This is a genomic window from Pseudomonas sp. FP2309 (assembly GCF_030687575.1).
Classification (GTDB): domain Bacteria; phylum Pseudomonadota; class Gammaproteobacteria; order Pseudomonadales; family Pseudomonadaceae; genus Aquipseudomonas.
This window is the reverse complement of the sequence record NZ_CP117439.1, coordinates 5,207,019-5,223,560: the sequence shown is the minus strand read 5'-3', so window position 1 is coordinate 5,223,560 and position 16,542 is coordinate 5,207,019. Positions and strand designations below refer to the sequence as shown.

17 protein-coding genes are annotated in these 16,542 nt (G+C 60.7%); 10 read left to right on the top strand and 7 right to left on the bottom strand.

Annotated elements, in window-relative coordinates:
* Window positions 1–21: 21 nt before the first annotated feature.
* Window positions 22–471 carry a cytochrome c gene (locus PSH59_RS24105; RefSeq protein ID WP_248080470.1) on the top strand — a complete coding sequence of 150 codons (450 nt, stop codon included), beginning with the start codon at window positions 22–24 and terminating at the stop codon, window positions 469–471.
* Window positions 472–477: 6 nt separating this feature from the next.
* On the opposite strand, the gene PSH59_RS24100 is transcribed toward PSH59_RS24105, so the two are convergent.
* The 5 genes from PSH59_RS24100 to PSH59_RS24080 all read right to left on the bottom strand — a co-directional run bounded on the left by PSH59_RS24100 (window position 478) and on the right by PSH59_RS24080 (window position 5,471).
* Window positions 478–870 (bottom strand): DUF1090 domain-containing protein, encoded by a 393-nt coding sequence (locus tag PSH59_RS24100; protein ID WP_248080468.1) that lies wholly within the window; start codon window positions 868–870, stop codon window positions 478–480.
* 66 nt (window positions 871–936) lie between these two features.
* Window positions 937–2,598 (bottom strand): NAD-dependent DNA ligase LigB, encoded by a 1,662-nt coding sequence (gene ligB, locus PSH59_RS24095; RefSeq protein ID WP_248080466.1) that lies wholly within the window; start codon window positions 2,596–2,598, stop codon window positions 937–939.
* Window positions 2,599–2,696: 98 nt separating this feature from the next.
* On the bottom strand, window positions 2,697–3,047 hold the full coding sequence (locus PSH59_RS24090; protein ID WP_305393822.1) for a hypothetical protein: 351 nt from the start codon (window positions 3,045–3,047) through the stop codon (window positions 2,697–2,699).
* Window positions 3,048–3,266: 219 nt separating this feature from the next.
* Window positions 3,267–4,457 (bottom strand): methionine adenosyltransferase, encoded by a 1,191-nt coding sequence (metK, locus tag PSH59_RS24085; protein ID WP_024077850.1) that lies wholly within the window; start codon window positions 4,455–4,457, stop codon window positions 3,267–3,269.
* Window positions 4,458–4,475: 18 nt separating this feature from the next.
* Entirely contained in the window at window positions 4,476–5,471 is a 996-nt protein-coding gene (locus PSH59_RS24080; protein WP_305393821.1) for a metalloregulator ArsR/SmtB family transcription factor, read from the bottom strand.
* Window positions 5,472–5,731: 260 nt separating this feature from the next.
* On the opposite strand from PSH59_RS24080, the gene tkt reads away from it, so the two are divergent.
* The 6 genes from tkt to fba all read left to right on the top strand — a co-directional run bounded on the left by tkt (window position 5,732) and on the right by fba (window position 12,007).
* Window positions 5,732–7,729 carry a transketolase gene (gene tkt, locus PSH59_RS24075; RefSeq protein ID WP_248080460.1) on the top strand — a complete coding sequence of 666 codons (1,998 nt, stop codon included), beginning with the start codon at window positions 5,732–5,734 and terminating at the stop codon, window positions 7,727–7,729.
* 138 nt (window positions 7,730–7,867) lie between these two features.
* The gene (gene epd / locus PSH59_RS24070) at window positions 7,868–8,923 is read left to right on the top strand and encodes an erythrose-4-phosphate dehydrogenase (RefSeq protein ID WP_248080458.1); all 1,056 of its coding nucleotides are present in this window, start codon (window positions 7,868–7,870) and stop codon (window positions 8,921–8,923) included.
* Between the two features lie 17 nt (window positions 8,924–8,940).
* The gene (locus PSH59_RS24065) at window positions 8,941–10,104 is read left to right on the top strand and encodes a phosphoglycerate kinase (protein ID WP_248080457.1); all 1,164 of its coding nucleotides are present in this window, start codon (window positions 8,941–8,943) and stop codon (window positions 10,102–10,104) included.
* Window positions 10,105–10,133: 29 nt separating this feature from the next.
* The gene (locus PSH59_RS24060) at window positions 10,134–10,361 is read left to right on the top strand and encodes a hypothetical protein (protein ID WP_305393820.1); all 228 of its coding nucleotides are present in this window, start codon (window positions 10,134–10,136) and stop codon (window positions 10,359–10,361) included.
* A gap of 61 nt (window positions 10,362–10,422) precedes the next feature.
* Window positions 10,423–10,755: an MliC family protein gene (locus PSH59_RS24055; RefSeq protein ID WP_305393819.1), complete on the top strand. Its 333-nt coding sequence runs from the start codon at window positions 10,423–10,425 to the stop codon at window positions 10,753–10,755.
* A 187-nt stretch (window positions 10,756–10,942) separates the two neighbouring features.
* Window positions 10,943–12,007, top strand: a complete 1,065-nt coding sequence (fba, locus tag PSH59_RS24050; protein ID WP_003177554.1) for a class II fructose-bisphosphate aldolase — start codon at window positions 10,943–10,945, stop codon at window positions 12,005–12,007.
* Window positions 12,008–12,098: 91 nt separating this feature from the next.
* On the opposite strand, the gene PSH59_RS24045 is transcribed toward fba, so the two are convergent.
* Entirely contained in the window at window positions 12,099–12,764 is a 666-nt protein-coding gene (locus PSH59_RS24045; RefSeq protein WP_305393818.1) for a polysaccharide lyase family 7 protein, read from the bottom strand.
* Window positions 12,765–13,074: 310 nt separating this feature from the next.
* Here PSH59_RS24045 and PSH59_RS24040 point away from each other — a divergent pair, with 310 nt between their 5' ends.
* The 3 genes from PSH59_RS24040 to PSH59_RS24030 are packed head-to-tail and all read left to right on the top strand — an operon-like array spanning window position 13,075 to window position 16,039.
* Window positions 13,075–15,180: a bifunctional diguanylate cyclase/phosphodiesterase gene (locus tag PSH59_RS24040; protein ID WP_248080447.1), complete on the top strand. Its 2,106-nt coding sequence runs from the start codon at window positions 13,075–13,077 to the stop codon at window positions 15,178–15,180.
* Between the two features lie 42 nt (window positions 15,181–15,222).
* On the top strand, window positions 15,223–15,723 hold the full coding sequence (locus PSH59_RS24035; protein ID WP_305393817.1) for a M48 family metallopeptidase: 501 nt from the start codon (window positions 15,223–15,225) through the stop codon (window positions 15,721–15,723).
* A gap of 19 nt (window positions 15,724–15,742) precedes the next feature.
* Complete coding sequence (locus PSH59_RS24030) at window positions 15,743–16,039, top strand: helix-turn-helix domain-containing protein (RefSeq protein ID WP_248080443.1); 297 nt, start codon at window positions 15,743–15,745, stop codon at window positions 16,037–16,039.
* Window positions 16,040–16,072: 33 nt separating this feature from the next.
* Here the strand turns inward: PSH59_RS24030 and PSH59_RS24025 are convergent, their stop codons facing one another.
* Complete coding sequence (locus PSH59_RS24025; RefSeq protein WP_305395329.1) at window positions 16,073–16,528, bottom strand: GNAT family N-acetyltransferase; 456 nt, start codon at window positions 16,526–16,528, stop codon at window positions 16,073–16,075.
* Window positions 16,529–16,542: the final 14 nt, after the last annotated feature.

Genomic DNA, 16,542 nt, shown 5'->3' with positions numbered 1-16,542 from the left:
TTCCTGTGACCCTGAGCCACCATGACTTTTAAAAAAATGACGGTTGTACTGCTGGCCTGCCTGACGCTGTCCGCCTGCGGCGGTGTCGATCCGAATTCGCCGCTGGGCCAGCGCAAGGCGATCTTCAAGCAGATGCTCAAGACCGCTGAAGACCTGGGCGGCATGCTGCGTGGGCGCATCCCGTTCGACGGCGCGAAATTCGCCGAAGGCGCGGTCAAACTCGACGCGTTGTCTCATGAGCCGTGGCAGCACTTTCCGAGTGTGCGCGAGGAAGATCACACCAGCGCCAAGGATGACGTGTGGCAAAAACAGGCGCAGTTCCAGCAGTTGGCCCGCGACCTGGAAGCGGCCACCGGTGAATTGGTGATCGCCAGCCAAGTGCAGCCTTACAAGGCCAGCAATCTGGCACCTGCCGTGCAGAAAGTCGAAGATGCCTGCAGCGCCTGCCATAAACAGTTCCGCGACCACTGACCGGTTTTACTGATCGAGCTCTTCCACTGCGTCCTGCAACTCTTTGCGGGACTCGGCGAGCTTGTCTTTACGCTTGTTGATCTTATCTGCGTCGCCCTTTTTCATCGCCTTGTCGAGGTCGGCCTGACGGCGGCTGACTTCGTGTTTGGCATCGAGCACCTTGTTTTCCCGTTCTTTTTTCAGGGCTGCGTCGGTGCAGTTGGCGGTGACCTCGCTCAAGGCTTTTTCCAGGCCAGCCTGTTGGTCGCTATTGCCGTGGGCCTTGGCCTGTTCGATCTGGGTGCTGATGGCTTGGCGTTTGGCAGCACAGCCGGTGAGTTGCGGGGCTTCTTCGGCCAGCAGCGGCGTCGCCATGCAGCTTGCAACGGTCAGCAGGGCAAAAGGGGCTAGAAATTTCATGTGGAACTCCAGGGTCGCAAATGGCAGGGTGAATTCTGCGGTGGTTTAAAGGCGGCCGGGTGGGGTTCAAAACCCGTCTATCCCGGCCACGCGTAATGTCTCGGCCAGCGCCTGTACCTGCGGGTCGCGAAAGAAAGCGCTCAGCTGCGCCGCACGACGCGGGCCTATGCCATCAATGGCCAGCCAGGCTTGACTGTCTCTGGCGACCAGTGTCTGCCAACCGCCCTCCAGGTTGCTGCGTGCCACAGGCGGTACGCCCAAGGCTTTGAGCCATTGTGCAAAGGGTCGCTGCCGCGCGCTTTGGAGGCTGTCGAGCACGCGTGTGCGCCTGTGATCGCCCAAGCCATCAATGGTAGCAAGCTCTGCTGCGTCAAGGGTCAACCAATCGAGAAAGCCTGCGATTAGACCGGCCTGGATCAATACGTTCCACGTCTCGCGCCCCATGTGAGGCAAGGCCAGGCCCTGATTACTGCTCAACCAGGCGAGGCGCGCGAGCAATTGTTCTTCGCAGCCAGGGTCCAGTTGCCAGCAACTCAAGGCATGAAAGTCCCGAGGTTCGGGCACTGGCAGGTCGACTCTGGTGCTATTGCGCAAAATCACATCGTCCAGCCGGGGGATCACCTGCCCGGCGAGGCTGATGGACACTTGGTCGCCAGGGCGAATATCCAGTGCTTGCCAGCGCTTCAACGAGCCGGCGCTGACTCGGCTGATTTGCCGGTCATCGAGGCGCACTGGCTCCAACTCAAGGATGGGCGTAATGCGCCCGGTGCGCCCGATTTTGAAGTGAACCTTGCGCACCAGTGCCAAGGCTTTGGATGCCGGGTACTTCCAGGCGACAGCCCAGTAAGGTGCGCTGACCTGCCAACGTTCGGCGGGCGCGCGCAGTGCCTGGTGCAGCACCACGCCGTCACTGGCAAATGGCAGTGGGTGGTCATACCAATAGGTGCGCCAGTAAGCGGCTTCGGTGATGTTGCGCACGGGGTGGCTGTAGCGCTGGCTGTCAGTGAACCCCCAGCGGGCCAGGATGGCCAGGCGTTCGCTGAACGCTGTCGGGCCTTCTGGCCACGACCAGACGAACAGGCCGATGCCCGCAGCGTCGGCGTCGCTGAGCCGTCGGCGGTTCATCAGTCCGGCCACTTTGCTGCGGGCATTGAGCCCACCTTCTGTTGATTGCACATGGTTGTCGAGGCGCCAATAGAGTTCGCCTTGCAGCACCAGGTCGATGGGCTCCGGCAGTTGCTGGACGATGCCTGGAATCTTGCGCGCAGACGCTGACCAGTCCTGGCCGAGTGCGCCGTCGCCGCGGCTGATCAGCTGCTTCAACCGCCCCTGGCGGTACACGAGAGTCACCGCGACGCCATCGACTTTGGGTTGCACCCACACATCCTGGCGCGTGCTCAGCCAGGTGTCGACGGCGTGTTCATCCAGCAGTTTATCCAGGCCGGTGTGGGCAACCGGGTGAGGCAAGGTGCCCCGCGAAGTGGCCAGCGGGTTGTCTGGCGCTGCGGTGGGCGAGGCGACACACCGGCGCCACAGGGTGAGACGTTGGCGAGCCTGGTCGTAGAGTTCATCACTGACGGGGGATTGGCCGAGGCGGTGGTAGCTGTCATCCCACAGACGGACCTGTTCGGCCAGGGTGCCGACCTGTGTTCGAGCCTCATCGGGGCAGTCTTCAGCCCAGGCCCAGGAGGAAAACGCGATGAATAAAAAAGCGATCAGTAAGAGCATCTTGAGCATCCTTGCTCGAAAGGGGCGCCCAGCCTAAATGATCCGCGCGACCACAAAAAAGCCCCGACGGCGCGGGGCTTTTTACGGCGTGTTTCTGTTTACTTGAACAGACCGCCCAGGGCTTTCACGGCATCTGGCTTATCCGCTTTGGCTTCCTGGGTTTGCTGCTTGGCGTCGGCTTTAGCCTGGGCTACAGCAAGTTTGTCACAACCTTTGTTGATCTGGTCTTGCGCCGCTTTGAAGGCTTTGACTTTCAGGGTGTCTTTGCTGGCTTCGGCGGCATCGATCTTGGCCTGCAGGTCGGCCGATTGCTTCTGGCAGTCGCCGGAGTTGCCGCCACCCAACTGGGACGTCAGGGCACCGCTCAGTGCGCTCAGGTCGGCGGCGTGGGCCGGCAGGGCGAACAGGCTGAGCAACAGGGCGGCAGGGGCGAGCGTGGAGATGCGCATGAAAAACCTCAATGTTCGATTGCCGTGCGCTGAATAATCCCGGGCTGGCGCAGGGCAATATCCAAATAAGGTAGAGGGCCCGAGAGGGCGCGGATTCTAGTGGGCCATTATTTGGCCTGCAAGGTTTGGATCCAAAAAATGTGACCGTCACCGCGAATCGTCAGCCAATAAAAAGCCCCGCCGGTCAAACCCGGCAGGGCTTTTTGAAACCGCGAGCGATTACAGGCCGGCAGCGATGCGCAGGTCGTTGGCGCGGTCGGTTTTTTCCCAGGTGAAGGTGGTGAAAGTGTCGTCACCCACGGTCTTCTGCGCAGGGGTACGGCCAAAGTGGCCGTAGGCTGCGGTTTCCTGGTACATCGGGTGCAGCAGATCAAGCATGGTGGTGATCGCGTAAGGGCGCAGGTCGAAGATCTCGCGCACCAGTTTGACGATCTTGTCATCGCTGATCTTGCCGGTGCCGAAGGTATTCAGCGAGATCGACGTAGGCTGGGCCACGCCGATTGCGTACGACACCTGGATCTCGCAACGCTCGGCAAGGCCCGCAGCGACGATGTTCTTGGCCACGTAACGACCGGCGTACGCCGCGGAACGGTCGACCTTGGATGGGTCTTTACCGGAGAACGCGCCACCGCCGTGACGGGCCATGCCGCCGTAGCTGTCGACGATGATCTTGCGACCAGTGAGGCCGCAGTCACCCACCGGGCCACCGATGATGAACTGGCCGGTCGGGTTGATGTGGAACTGGGTGTCCTTGCTCAGCAGTTCGGCAGGCAGTACGTGCTTGACGATCAGCTCCATCACGCCTTCACGCAGGTCTGCGTAGGAAACGTCCGGGTTGTGCTGGGTCGACAGTACAACGGCGTCGATGCCGACGACTTTGCCGCCTTCGTAGCGGCAGGTCACCTGGGACTTGGCGTCCGGGCGCAGCCATGGCAGCAGGCCGGATTTACGTGCTTCGGCCTGACGTTGTACCAACTGGTGCGAGAAGGTGATCGGTGCAGGCATCAGCACGTCGGTTTCGTTGCTGGCGTAGCCGAACATCAGGCCCTGGTCGCCGGCGCCCTGGTCTTCCGGCTTGGCGCGGTCGACACCTTGGTTGATGTCTGGAGACTGCTTGCCGATGATGTTCATCACGCCGCAGGTCGCACCGTCGAAACCGACGTCGGAGCTGTTGTAGCCGATGTCGGTGATCACATCACGAACGATCTGCTCCAGGTCAACCCAGGCTGTGGTGGTCACTTCGCCGGCGATGATCGCTACACCGGTTTTCACCAGAGTCTCGCACGCCACGCGGGCGAACTTGTCTTCAGCAATGATGGCGTCCAGCACCGCATCAGAAATCTGGTCGGCGATTTTGTCCGGATGCCCTTCAGACACGGACTCGGAGGTGAAAAGGGAGTATTCGCTCATCTCGATGTTTTCCTGATATTACCGATGGTGAGTGTCGCCAGCCGGTCGCTGAAAATGGCGGACCTGTATCTGGAAACCATTACGTAAGCCTACATAGAGGCTTTCCCCGGGAACGAGCCCCGCAGCGGTGGCCCAACGGGCCAGATCGTCCTGTTCAAAACCCAACCAGAGATCACCGCAGGCCTCCCTGGCCCAATTCTGGTTGTGGCTGCATAAATCCGTAACCAAGAGGCTACCGCCGGGGTGCAGCAACCCGGCCATTTGCTTGAGGGCGTCGGCGGGAGCGGCGAAATGGTGCAAGACCATGTTCAGCACCACGCAGTCGGCCCGCAGGCTGGTGTCATTCAGGGCGTCGGCCAACTGCAGGCTGACGTTGCCCAGCGCTTCGCGTTCGCACAATTGGCGCGCCAGTTCGAGCATCGCCGGGCTGTTATCCAGCGCCGTGACCTGGTGAAAACGCCGCGCCAGGTCCGGCAGGAAACCGCCATCTCCAGGCCCGACTTCCAGTGCTGTGGCTTTCTCACTGAAGCTCAGCTTGTCGAGCAGCGCCAGTACGCTGTCGCGGTATTGGGCAAGGCCGGCGATCAGGTCTTGCTGGGCGCGAAACTTCTCTGCCACCCGTGCGAAAAAGTCCTGGCTCGCGGCTGCGCGTTGCCCATGAACCTGGCTGATACGCGCTTGCACGTCGCCTGGCAGGCTCAGGTTGTCCACTTCTTCCAGCAGCGCGGCGTGCAGCTTGCCGCCGAGCAGGTCGGTGTGGGGCAGGGCGCGGCGGTAAAAAATCGCATTGCCTTCGCGGCGGGTGGCCACCAGATCGGCCTGGGACAGCACCTTCAAATGGTGGCTCATGCCGGACTGACCAATGGCGAAGATCTGCGCCAGTTCCAGTACGCCGAAGGAGTCGTTGGTCAGTGCACGCAAGACGTTCAAGCGCAACGGGTCGCCGGCTGCCTTGCACAAGGCTGCCAGTTCATCGCTGTCGTCGGGACGCAGTGAGGGCACGGATAGGTTCATAAGGCCAGCAGTCTAGTGACGGGGTGGGCTCCTCGCAAGGCCAATATCAAAAAGTTTTGATATTGGTCGATAAGTGGCGGTTATAAGCAGTCGCTATAGCCTTTAGACGAACGCATGGTCGGATTCTGCAAGTCAATGGCGCGCAAACCGCAGGAAAAACACCTGCAAGTGACTATCTGTCATTGCCCGCAGGCGGTGGCTGAGGGAAAATGCCGGTCCTTTTTTCCCGTTTCTTTTACGCAACCCCCAGGAGATCAGCGATGCCCAGCCGTCGTGAGCGTGCCAACGCCATTCGTGCCCTCAGCATGGATGCCGTGCAAAAAGCCAACAGCGGCCATCCCGGTGCCCCGATGGGCATGGCGGATATCGCCGAAGTACTTTGGCGTGACTATCTGAAACACAACCCAAGCAATCCATCGTTCGCCGACCGCGACCGCTTCGTGCTGTCCAACGGCCACGGCTCGATGCTGATCTACTCGCTGCTGCACCTGACCGGCTACGACGTCACCATCGATGACCTCAAGAGCTTCCGCCAGCTGCACAGCCGCACCCCGGGGCACCCGGAATTCGGCTACACCCCAGGCGTCGAGACCACCACCGGTCCCCTGGGCCAAGGCCTGGCCAACGCCGTTGGCTTCGCGCTGGCTGAAAAAGTCCTGGGCGCACAGTTCAACCGCCCTGGCCACGACATCGTCGACCACCACACCTATGTGTTCCTGGGTGATGGCTGCATGATGGAAGGCATCTCCCACGAAGTCGCTTCCCTGGCCGGCACCCTGGGCCTGGGCAAGCTGATCGCGTTCTACGATGACAACGGCATCTCCATCGACGGCGAAGTCGAAGGCTGGTTCACCGATGACACGCCTAAGCGTTTCGAAGCCTACAACTGGCAAGTGATCCGCAATGTCGACGGCCACGATCCGGAAGAGATCAAGATTGCCATCGACACCGCTCGCAAGAGCGCGCAGCCGACCCTGATCTGCTGCAAGACCACCATCGGCTTCGGCTCGCCGAACAAACAAGGTAAAGAAGACTGCCACGGCGCCCCACTGGGTGACGCGGAAATCGCCCTGACCCGTGAAGCGCTGAAGTGGAACCACGGTCCGTTCGAAATCCCGGCCGACATCTATGCCGAGTGGGATGCCAAGGAAAAAGGCCTGGCGACAGAAGCCGAGTGGGACCAGCGCTTTGCTGCCTACTCCGCCGAGTTTCCGGAACTGGCCAACGAACTGGTACGTCGTCTGGCCGGTGACCTGCCTGCCGACTTCTCGGAGAAAGCCTCGGCCTATATCGCTGAAGTGGCGGCCAAGGGCGAAACCATCGCCAGCCGTAAAGCCAGCCAGAACACCCTGAATGCCTTTGGCCCGTTGCTGCCTGAGTTCCTCGGCGGTTCGGCCGACCTGGCCGGTTCCAACCTGACCCTGTGGAAAGGCTGCAAAGGTGTCTCGGCTGAAGACGCCAGCGGCAACTACATGTACTACGGCGTGCGTGAATTCGGCATGAGCGCCATCATGAACGGCGTGTCCCTGCACGGCGGCCTGGTGCCTTACGGCGCGACCTTCCTGATGTTCATGGAATACGCCCGCAATGCCGTACGCATGGCCGCGCTGATGAAAAAGCGTGTGATCCATGTCTACACCCACGACTCCATCGGCCTGGGCGAAGACGGCCCGACGCACCAGCCGGTCGAGCAATTGACCAGCCTGCGCACCACGCCGAACCTCGATTGCTGGCGCCCAGCCGACGCGGTGGAATCCGCCGTGGCCTGGAAGCATGCCATCGAGCGTAAGGACGGCCCTTCGGCGCTGATCTTCTCGCGCCAGAACCTGCAACACCAGGTGCGTACCGACGCGCAGATCGCCGACATCAGCCGTGGCGGCTACGTGCTCAAGGACTGCATCGGCGAGCCGGAGCTGATCCTGATCTCCACCGGTTCCGAAGTGGGCCTGACCGTTCAGGCGTACGACAAGCTGACCGCCCAGGGCCGCAACGTGCGTGTGGTGTCCATGCCGTGCACCAGCGTGTTCGAAGCCCAGGACGCCGGCTACAAGCAATCGGTCCTGCCGTTGCAGGTCAGCGCACGTATCGCCATCGAAGCGGCGCACGCCGACTACTGGTACAAGTACGTGGGCCTGGAAGGCCGCGTGATCGGCATGACCACCTACGGTGAGTCGGCGCCGGCGCCAGCGTTGTTTGAAGAGTTCGGTTTCACCCTGGAAAACATCCTGGGTCAGGCTGAAGAGCTGCTGGAAGACTAAGTCAGTCTGCGTTGTCTGGACTGGCGCTATCGCGGGCAAGCCCGCTCCCACATTTGGATCTCGGTCTATTGTGGGAGCGGGCTTGCCCGCGATGGCGTCAGAGCATTCAACACCGAACTAACCTTGATCGAGAACCCCATGCACCAACCGCGTCCTTACAAAGTTGCACTCAACGGCTACGGCCGCATTGGTCGTTGCGTCTTGCGTGCGCTGTTCGAGCGAGGTGCGGCGGCCGGGTTTGAAATTGTCGCGATCAACGATTTGGCCGACATGGCCAGCATCGAATACCTGACACGCTTTGACTCCACCCACGGCCGCTTTCCCGGCGAAGTGCGGGTCGATGGCGATTGTCTGCATATCAACGGCGACTGCGTACAAGTACTGCGCAGTGCCACCCCCGAGGGCATCGACTGGGCGGCGCTGGGCGTCGACCTGGTGCTGGAATGCTCCGGTGCCTATAACACCCGTGCCGATGGCCAGCGTTTCCTCGACGCCGGCGCGCCGCGAGTGCTGTTTTCCCAGCCAATGGCCAGTGAGGCGGATGTCGACGCCACCATCGTCTACGGCATCAACCAGGATGGCTTGACCGGCCGTGAACTGCTGGTGTCCAACGCCTCCTGCACCACCAACTGCAGCGTTCCGTTGTTGCGTCTGCTGGATCAGGCGATCGGCATCGATTATGTGTCGATTACCACGATCCACTCGGCGATGAACGACCAGCCGGTGATCGACGCCTATCACCATGAAGACCTGCGCCGTACCCGCTCGGCGTTCCAGTCTGTGATTCCGGTGTCCACCGGCCTGGCCCGTGGCATCGAACGCCTGCTGCCGGAACTTGCCGGGCGAATTCAGGCCAAAGCGGTACGGGTGCCGACGGTGAACGTGTCCTGCCTGGACATCACCTTGCAAACCGTGAGCGACACCGATGCCGTGGAGGTCAACCGGATTCTGCGCGACGCCGCCACCAGCGGTCCGCTCAAAGGCTTGCTGGCCTACACCGAGTTGCCCCACGCCAGTTGTGATTTCAACCATGACCCGCATTCGGCGATTGTCGATGCCAGCCAGACCCGCGTTTCCGGCCCGAGGCTGGTGAACATCCTGGCCTGGTTCGACAACGAGTGGGGTTTTGCCAACCGCATGCTGGACGTTGCAGAGCACTTTCTGCACGTTGCCTCCAAACAACCTCAACAGTAATTCAGGAACTGCGACCCATGACCGTGTTGAAGATGACCGACCTCGATCTGCAAGGTAAGCGCGTGCTGATTCGCGAAGACCTCAACGTCCCAGTCAAGGACGGTGTTGTCACCAGCGATGCGCGAATCCTGGCCTCGCTGCCGACCATCAAGCTGGCCCTGGAAAAAGGCGCGGCCGTGATGGTCTGCTCCCACCTGGGTCGTCCGACCGAAGGTGAGTTCTCCGCCGAAAACAGCCTCAAGCCTGTGGCCGACTATCTGAGCCGTGCCCTGGGGCGCGAGGTGCCGCTGGTCGCTGATTACCTGGGCGGCGTTGATGTGAAGGCCGGCGACATCGTGCTGTTCGAAAACGTGCGCTTCAACAAGGGCGAGAAAAAGAACAGCGACGAACTGGCTCAGCAGTACGCGGCCCTGTGCGACGTGTTCGTGATGGACGCGTTCGGCACCGCACACCGCGCTGAAGGTTCGACCCACGGCGTGGCCAAGTTCGCCAAAGTCGCGGCGGCCGGCCCGCTGCTGGCGGCTGAACTGGATGCGCTGGGCAAGGCCCTGGGCGCTCCGGCACAACCGATGGCCGCCATCGTGGCGGGCTCCAAGGTGTCCACCAAGCTGGACGTGCTCAACAGCCTGAGCCAGATCTGCAACCAATTGATCGTCGGCGGCGGCATTGCCAACACGTTCCTGGCGGCCGCCGGCCACCCGGTGGGCAAGTCCCTGTATGAGCCGGACTTGCTGGACACTGCACGTGCCATCGCGGCGAAAGTCAGCGTGCCATTGCCGGTTGACGTGGTTGTGGCCAAGGAATTCGCCGAAAGCGCCACCGCCACCGTCAAGCTGATTGCTGACGTGGCCGACGACGACATGATCCTGGACATCGGTCCGCAAACCGCGGCCAATTTCGCTGAACTGCTCAAAGCGTCCCAGACCATCCTGTGGAACGGCCCGGTCGGCGTGTTCGAATTTGACCAGTTCGGCAACGGCACCAAAGTGCTGGCCAAGGCGATCGCAGAAAGTTCGGCATTCTCGATTGCCGGCGGCGGCGACACCCTGGCGGCCATCGATAAATATGGCGTTGCTGAGCAGATCTCCTACATTTCTACCGGTGGCGGCGCATTCCTGGAATTTGTCGAAGGCAAAGTCCTGCCTGCCGTTGAAGTGCTGGAAACCCGGGCCAAAGGTTAAGGCGCGTGATCCGGACAAGGAGTCTTTCCATGATCAAGTCGTTGGCATTGGTGATCGCAGCGGGCCTGTTGGCCGGCTGCGGCAGCACGCCAAACGCAGCGCCTGAGGCCAAAACGCCCGCAGCGGCGCTGAAAAAGAGCTGCTACCAGGCTGACTGGCAAGCCGAGACCATGCCGGTGATCAACAAGCGCATCGGCAACGAACGGCTGGAGAAATACGACTCCGCGCCCAACGGTCAGGAACAGGGTTGCCCTTGACGGGTCTGATCAACTAACCGACAGCAGTGACGGCCCCTGGGCCGTCGTTCGAGGATTGGCAATGAAAGGCGTTTTCGCCCTGGCAGCCCTGGCTTTACTGGCCGGCTGCAGCAGCATGAACATGTTCAACAAGGCCGAGCCGCAAGGTCATTGGACCACCTGGACCTGCGACAGCAAGGCTGAGGTCAATTGGCGCTTCGCTGACGCGGCCAAATCCGAGGTTGATGTACGCCTGGGTGGTTCCGACCAGGTTTACCGCCTTAAACAGGACGTTGCCGCCTCGGGCGTGCTGTACAGCAACGACCAGTTGGCGTTTCACACAAAAGGTGAGGAAGGCCTGGTTTACTGGGTTGCCACCGACGATTTGATCGGGCGCGGCTGCAAGGCCCAATAAGATCTCGAATTTGACTGGATCCAAATCCACTGATTGGGTTCAAAGATCGAATGCGCGCTGGGCCTCACACAGCAATAACGATTCAGCAGGCCAGGTGTGCAAACCCTGACCGGCAATAACTTGAATAGCAGCCGCCGCTACGGCAGGCTTGCACGATTAACGACCCTCGACCGGGAGAGACAACACAATGGCACTTATCAGCATGCGTCAAATGCTGGACCACGCAGCCGAGTTCGGCTACGGCGTCCCAGCCTTTAACGTCAACAACCTTGAGCAGATGCGCGCCATCATGGAAGCCGCTGACAAGACCGACTCCCCAGTGATCGTCCAGGCTTCGGCTGGTGCGCGCAAATACGCCGGCGCCCCATTCCTGCGTCACCTGATCCTCGCCGCGATCGAAGAGTTCCCGCACATCCCGGTGTGCATGCACCAGGACCACGGCACCAGCCCTGACGTGTGCCAGCGTTCCATCCAGCTGGGCTTCAGCTCGGTGATGATGGACGGCTCCCTTGGCGAAGACGGCAAGACCCCGACCGATTACGAGTACAACGTACGCGTCACCCAACAAACCGTCGCCATGGCTCACGCCTGCGGCGTTTCGGTTGAAGGCGAGCTGGGCTGCCTGGGTTCACTGGAAACCGGTATGGCCGGCGAAGAAGACGGCATCGGCGCCGAAGGCGTGCTGGATCACAGCCAGATGCTGACCGACCCGGAAGAAGCCGCCGACTTCGTGAAGAAGACCCAGGTCGACGCCCTGGCCATTGCCATCGGCACCAGCCACGGCGCTTACAAGTTCACCAAGCCGCCTACCGGCGACGTGCTGGCCATCGACCGCATCAAGGAAATCCACAAGCGCATCCCCAACACCCACCTGGTGATGCACGGTTCCTCTTCGGTCCCGCAAGAATGGCTGGCGATCATCAACCAGTACGGCGGCGACATCAAAGAAACCTACGGCGTACCGGTTGAAGAAATCGTCGAAGGCATCAAGTACGGCGTGCGCAAGGTCAACATCGACACCGATCTGCGCCTGGCATCCACTGGTGCGATGCGTCGCCTGATGGCCACCAACCCGAGCGAATTCGACCCGCGTAAATTCTTCGGCGCCACCGTGACCGCCATGCGTGATGTGTGTATCGCACGTTATGAAGCGTTTGGTACTGCCGGCAATGCGTCGAAGATCAAGCCGATCTCGCTGGAAGCGATGTACCAGCGGTATTTGAAAGGTGAGTTGAACGCCAAGGTCAACTAAGCCTCAGGCGTTCACGGAAAGCCCGCAGCGATGCGGGCTTTTTTGTGGATGGGAATTGGTCAGTTCGCGAAGTCCGGCAGGCCCTGACCCGTCACTGGTGATCTATATCCAACTTGGCGAACGTCACCTTCGCGCCTTCTTTGCTGTCCCCGCTGTTGTCCTGCACATACGCGCCTGCCTTGAAGTACAGCGGCTTGGCCGCCCAGGCGGCACCGATGCGTTCGTTCCATTCGCTGTCGGCGGCGTACACGCTGAGCAGCCCGGCTTTGTTGAGGTTGATCACGTAGGTAAAGCTTTTTTCCAGCGGCACATTGGAGGCGACGATAATCACGCGGCTCTCGTCTTCATCCGGGCGCATGCGCACTTTGGCCACGATGTTGCCGGTCTGGGTTTTTTCCTTGAACTGGTATTCGAGTTTGATCAGCGGTTTTTGGCTGTCATAGGCGTGGATCTGGCCGATGACGATCTTGCCGGTGGAAGGCACTTGGTTGACGGCCAGTGTGGCGCGCAGAAAATTGTCGGCCTCGGGGTAGGTCCAATTGCGCAGGCGGCCATCGGCGTAGGTTTCGCGCAGTTCGCTGCGCGGGTAGATGGCGTTTTCGGTGCGGGTGCCGGTCACAGGGGTCCAGAATTGCACGTTGCTGCCTTCGGCCTGGAAGTACTGGTCGTTGAAGCCATTGAGCAGTTTCGGCGTTTCGATGGTCGCGGGAGGCGAGCCGACCGGAATGCTCAAGTTCCAAGTGGAGAGGTCGATCATGGTGATGGCCTTTTACAGGGGGTGAAGGCTTTGGCCCGGGGGGCCTTACAGGTTCTTTATAGGCGGTGAGCGGCCGGTTGTTAAACGTTTGCTGGCAATTTATTGGCGCCAGAGGAATGCCAAAAAGCCATGTTTCCCATGGGTCGTGGGCTGCAGGGTGTGACCGTTAGTCGGCTGACTGAACTTTGGCGCAATGATGGCATCCACGTCACTTCTGATTTAGAGGATCCAGGGCTAGAGTGAGACCTCAATGTTTGTCCGGGTTTTCTCTCAGACGTGACCGGAGTAGACCTTAAGGAAGAGTCCCAGCATGGAATGCGCTCCACATCACGGCGATGGCAGTTCGGTTCTTCTGGTGGTCGATGACTACCCGGAAAACCTGATCAGCATGTGTGCGCTTTTGCAGCGTGATGACTGGCAGGTGGTCACGGCCTCATCCGGCGTGGAAGCCCTCGAATTGTTGTTGCTGCATGAAGTCGACCTGGTGCTGCTGGATGTGATGATGCCGGGCATGGACGGCTTCGAAGTCGCCCGCTTGATGCGCGGCAGCCAGCGCACGCGCATGACCCCGATCATCTTTCTAAGTGCCAACGCCCAGTCGCCCGCTGCGGTGCTGGAAGGCTATGCCAGCGGCGCTATCGACTACCTGTTCAAACCCTTTGACCCGCACATTCTCAAGCCCAAGGTCCAGGCATTGCTGGAGCACCAACGTAATCGCCGGGCCCTTCAGCGTTTGAGTCATGACCTGGAATCCGCTCGCGCTTTTAATGCCTCGGTATTGGACAACGCCGCCGAAGGGATCCTGGTGGTGAGTGAGGAGGGCGTTATCGAGTACGCCAATCCGGCGATTTCGCGACTGCTTAATGCCACCATGGATGAATTGCAGGGGCAGCCGTATTTGAGCTTCCTGCAAAAACCTCATGTGCCTGCCTGGGCTGATTCTCAGATGTACGCCGCTTATCGCAAGGGCGAAATCTGGCGCCTGCACGACGCGCTGCTGCGTACCGGTCGTGGTCAGCAAGTGCCGGTGGCCTTGTCATGCGCGCCGTTGCCGGCCGAGCAGAAAGCCATGGTGGTGACGGTGCTGGACATGTCCGAAGTGCGCCACCTGCATCAGCAGTTGGAGTTCCAGGCCGTGACGGACCCGCTGACCGGGCTGCTGAACCGGCGCGGTTTCTATCAGACGGTGGAAAACACCCTGTCGCGCAGCGAGCGTAGCGACCAATCGTTGGTGTTGCTGTACCTGGACCTGGACGGCTTCAAGCGGGTCAACGACTCCCTCGGGCATGATGCCGGCGATCGCGTGCTGCGCTGGGTGTCGGAGCAGCTACAGGGCTGCCTGCGCTCCTACGACATTATCGGGCGCATGGGCGGGGATGAATTTACCGCGCTGCTGGAGCTTGAGTTTCCGGAGCAGGCAGCGAAAATTTCGGAAAAGCTGATCGAGCGAGTGTCCGTTTGTCAGCAAGTCGACGGTTTGGATGTCATGCTCGGCGTCAGCATCGGCATTGCGACGTTCCCGGACTGCGCCTCGGATCTGTCTGGCCTGTTGCGCGCGGCCGACATCGCCATGTACGAAGCCAAGCGTGCGGGGCGTCAGCAATATCGTTATTACGACCAGGAAATGAACGGTCGTGCGCGCTCGCGCCTCATGCTTGAAGACAGCGTGCGTACCGCGATTCAAAACAAGGATTTCACGCTGGTCTACCAGCCTCAGGTCTCCCTGGCAGACGGGCGTCTGCGTGGCGTCGAGGCGTTGTTGCGCTGGCAGCACCCCAGCGTCGGCGATGTATCGCCGGGGCTGTTTTTGCCGTTGTTGGAAGAAGCACGGCTGATCAGCCAATTGAGCGCATGGATTTACCATCAGGTCGCCGCCCAGCGTCAGGCGTGGCACAGCACCTTTGATGATGAGTTGGTGCTGAGCGTGAGCTTGAGTGCCAGTCAGTTCAATGCGCCTAACCTGGCTAACCAACTGCAGCAGGTGATAGAGCGGCATGGGTTGCAGGCCTGGCAGTTGGAGGTGGAAATCGGTGAGGAATGCCTGATGAGCAATTTGGAGGAGGCCACCAAGCAGCTCAAGTTACTGCGCAGAATCGGCGTGCGCATCGCGCTGGATGATTTCGGCTCGGGGCAGTGCTCTCTGGCGCATCTGCGCGATTTGGAATTCGACACCCTCAAACTCGATTCGCAACTGGTCGCGCGCTTGCCGGGCTCGTTACGGGATGCGGCGATGGCGCGCAGCATTATCGAGCTGTGCGGCCATTTTGACGTGCTGGTGGTGGCCGAGGGGGTGGAAACTCAGGAGCAAGCCCACTGGCTCAAGGCGCATGGTTGTTCGTTTATCCAGGGGCCGTGGGCGGCGCAGCCCTTGATCGCCGAGGACATCGCCAACTGGTCCCGCGCCCGCCTGCGCTGAATTCGCTACACTGGCGCCCATTCGAACCTGTTGCAGACCTCAATGACCGCGCTGAAATACCTCCAGGCCTACCCGCCCGCTCTCCAGGAACAAGTGCGCCAACTGATCGCCAAGGACCAGTTGGGTGCTTACTTGGAGCAGCGTTACCCCGAACGTCATGCGGTGCAGAGCGACAAGGCCTTGTACGCCTATGCCCTGGCCTTGAAGCAGGAACACCTGCGCAACGCGCCGGCCATCGACAAAGTGCTGTTCGATAACCGCCTGGACCTGACCCATCGCGCCCTCGGGCTGCACACAACGATTTCCCGGGTGCAGGGCGGCAACCTCAAATCCAAGAAAGAGATCCGTATTGCCTCGCTGTTCAAAGAGGCGCCGCCGGAGTTTCTGCGCATGATCGTGGTGCACGAGCTGGCGCATTTTAAGGAATCGGACCACAACAAGGCGTTCTATAAACTCTGCGACTACATGATGCCGGGCTACCACCAGGTGGAATTCGACCTGCGGGTGTACCTCACGTATCGCGACCTGCAGGGCAAACCCTGACCGCACAAGGCGATCGACCATGGATGTGAGCAAGACCAAAAGCAGTTTCTACCGCCGCCTGTACGTGGCGTACTTGATCGACAGCGGGCTGGCCAGCAGCGTCCCGGCGCTGACCGATGCCACCGGCATGCCCCGGCGCACGGCGCAGGACACGATTGCGGCATTGGCCGACCTGGATATCGTGTGTGAATTCGAGCAGCAAGACGGCGCACGCAATCATGCCGGGCACTATCGGATTCGTGACTGGGGCGCGATTGATCGGCGCTGGATCGAGGCCAATCTCGACCAGATCAAGCGGGTATTGGATTATCCCTGAGCCTGTGGCGTGCCCGCCAAAGAAGGCCCGCGCTTATAACGCCTTGTGCATACCGATATGGGGGATGTCATCTTCCAGATATTCCTCTCCCGCCACCACAAACCCGTATTTCCCGTAATACCCCTGCAAATGTGCTTGGGCCGACAGGAAAATCGGCGTCTCTGGCCAGATGTCATCAATGCGCTTGAGGGCTTCTTCCATCATCAGGTGGCCCAGCCCGGTGCCCCGTGCCACCGGCGCGACGATCACGCGGCCGACCACCACGTCGCCGCCCTGGGATTGCGGGTCCAGCAGCCGCAGGTAGGCAACCAGCTCGTCGCCGTTCCAGGCCATCAGGTGGTGTGTATCGCCCGCCAGGTCTTGCCCGTCGATGTCCTGATACACGCATTTCTGTTCCACAACGAAGACTTCGCTGCGCAAACGCAGGATGGCGTACAGCTGTTCCTTGCCCAGGTCAGTGTGGTGTTTGCAGACCCAATCGACTGTCATGGTGTGTTCCCAGG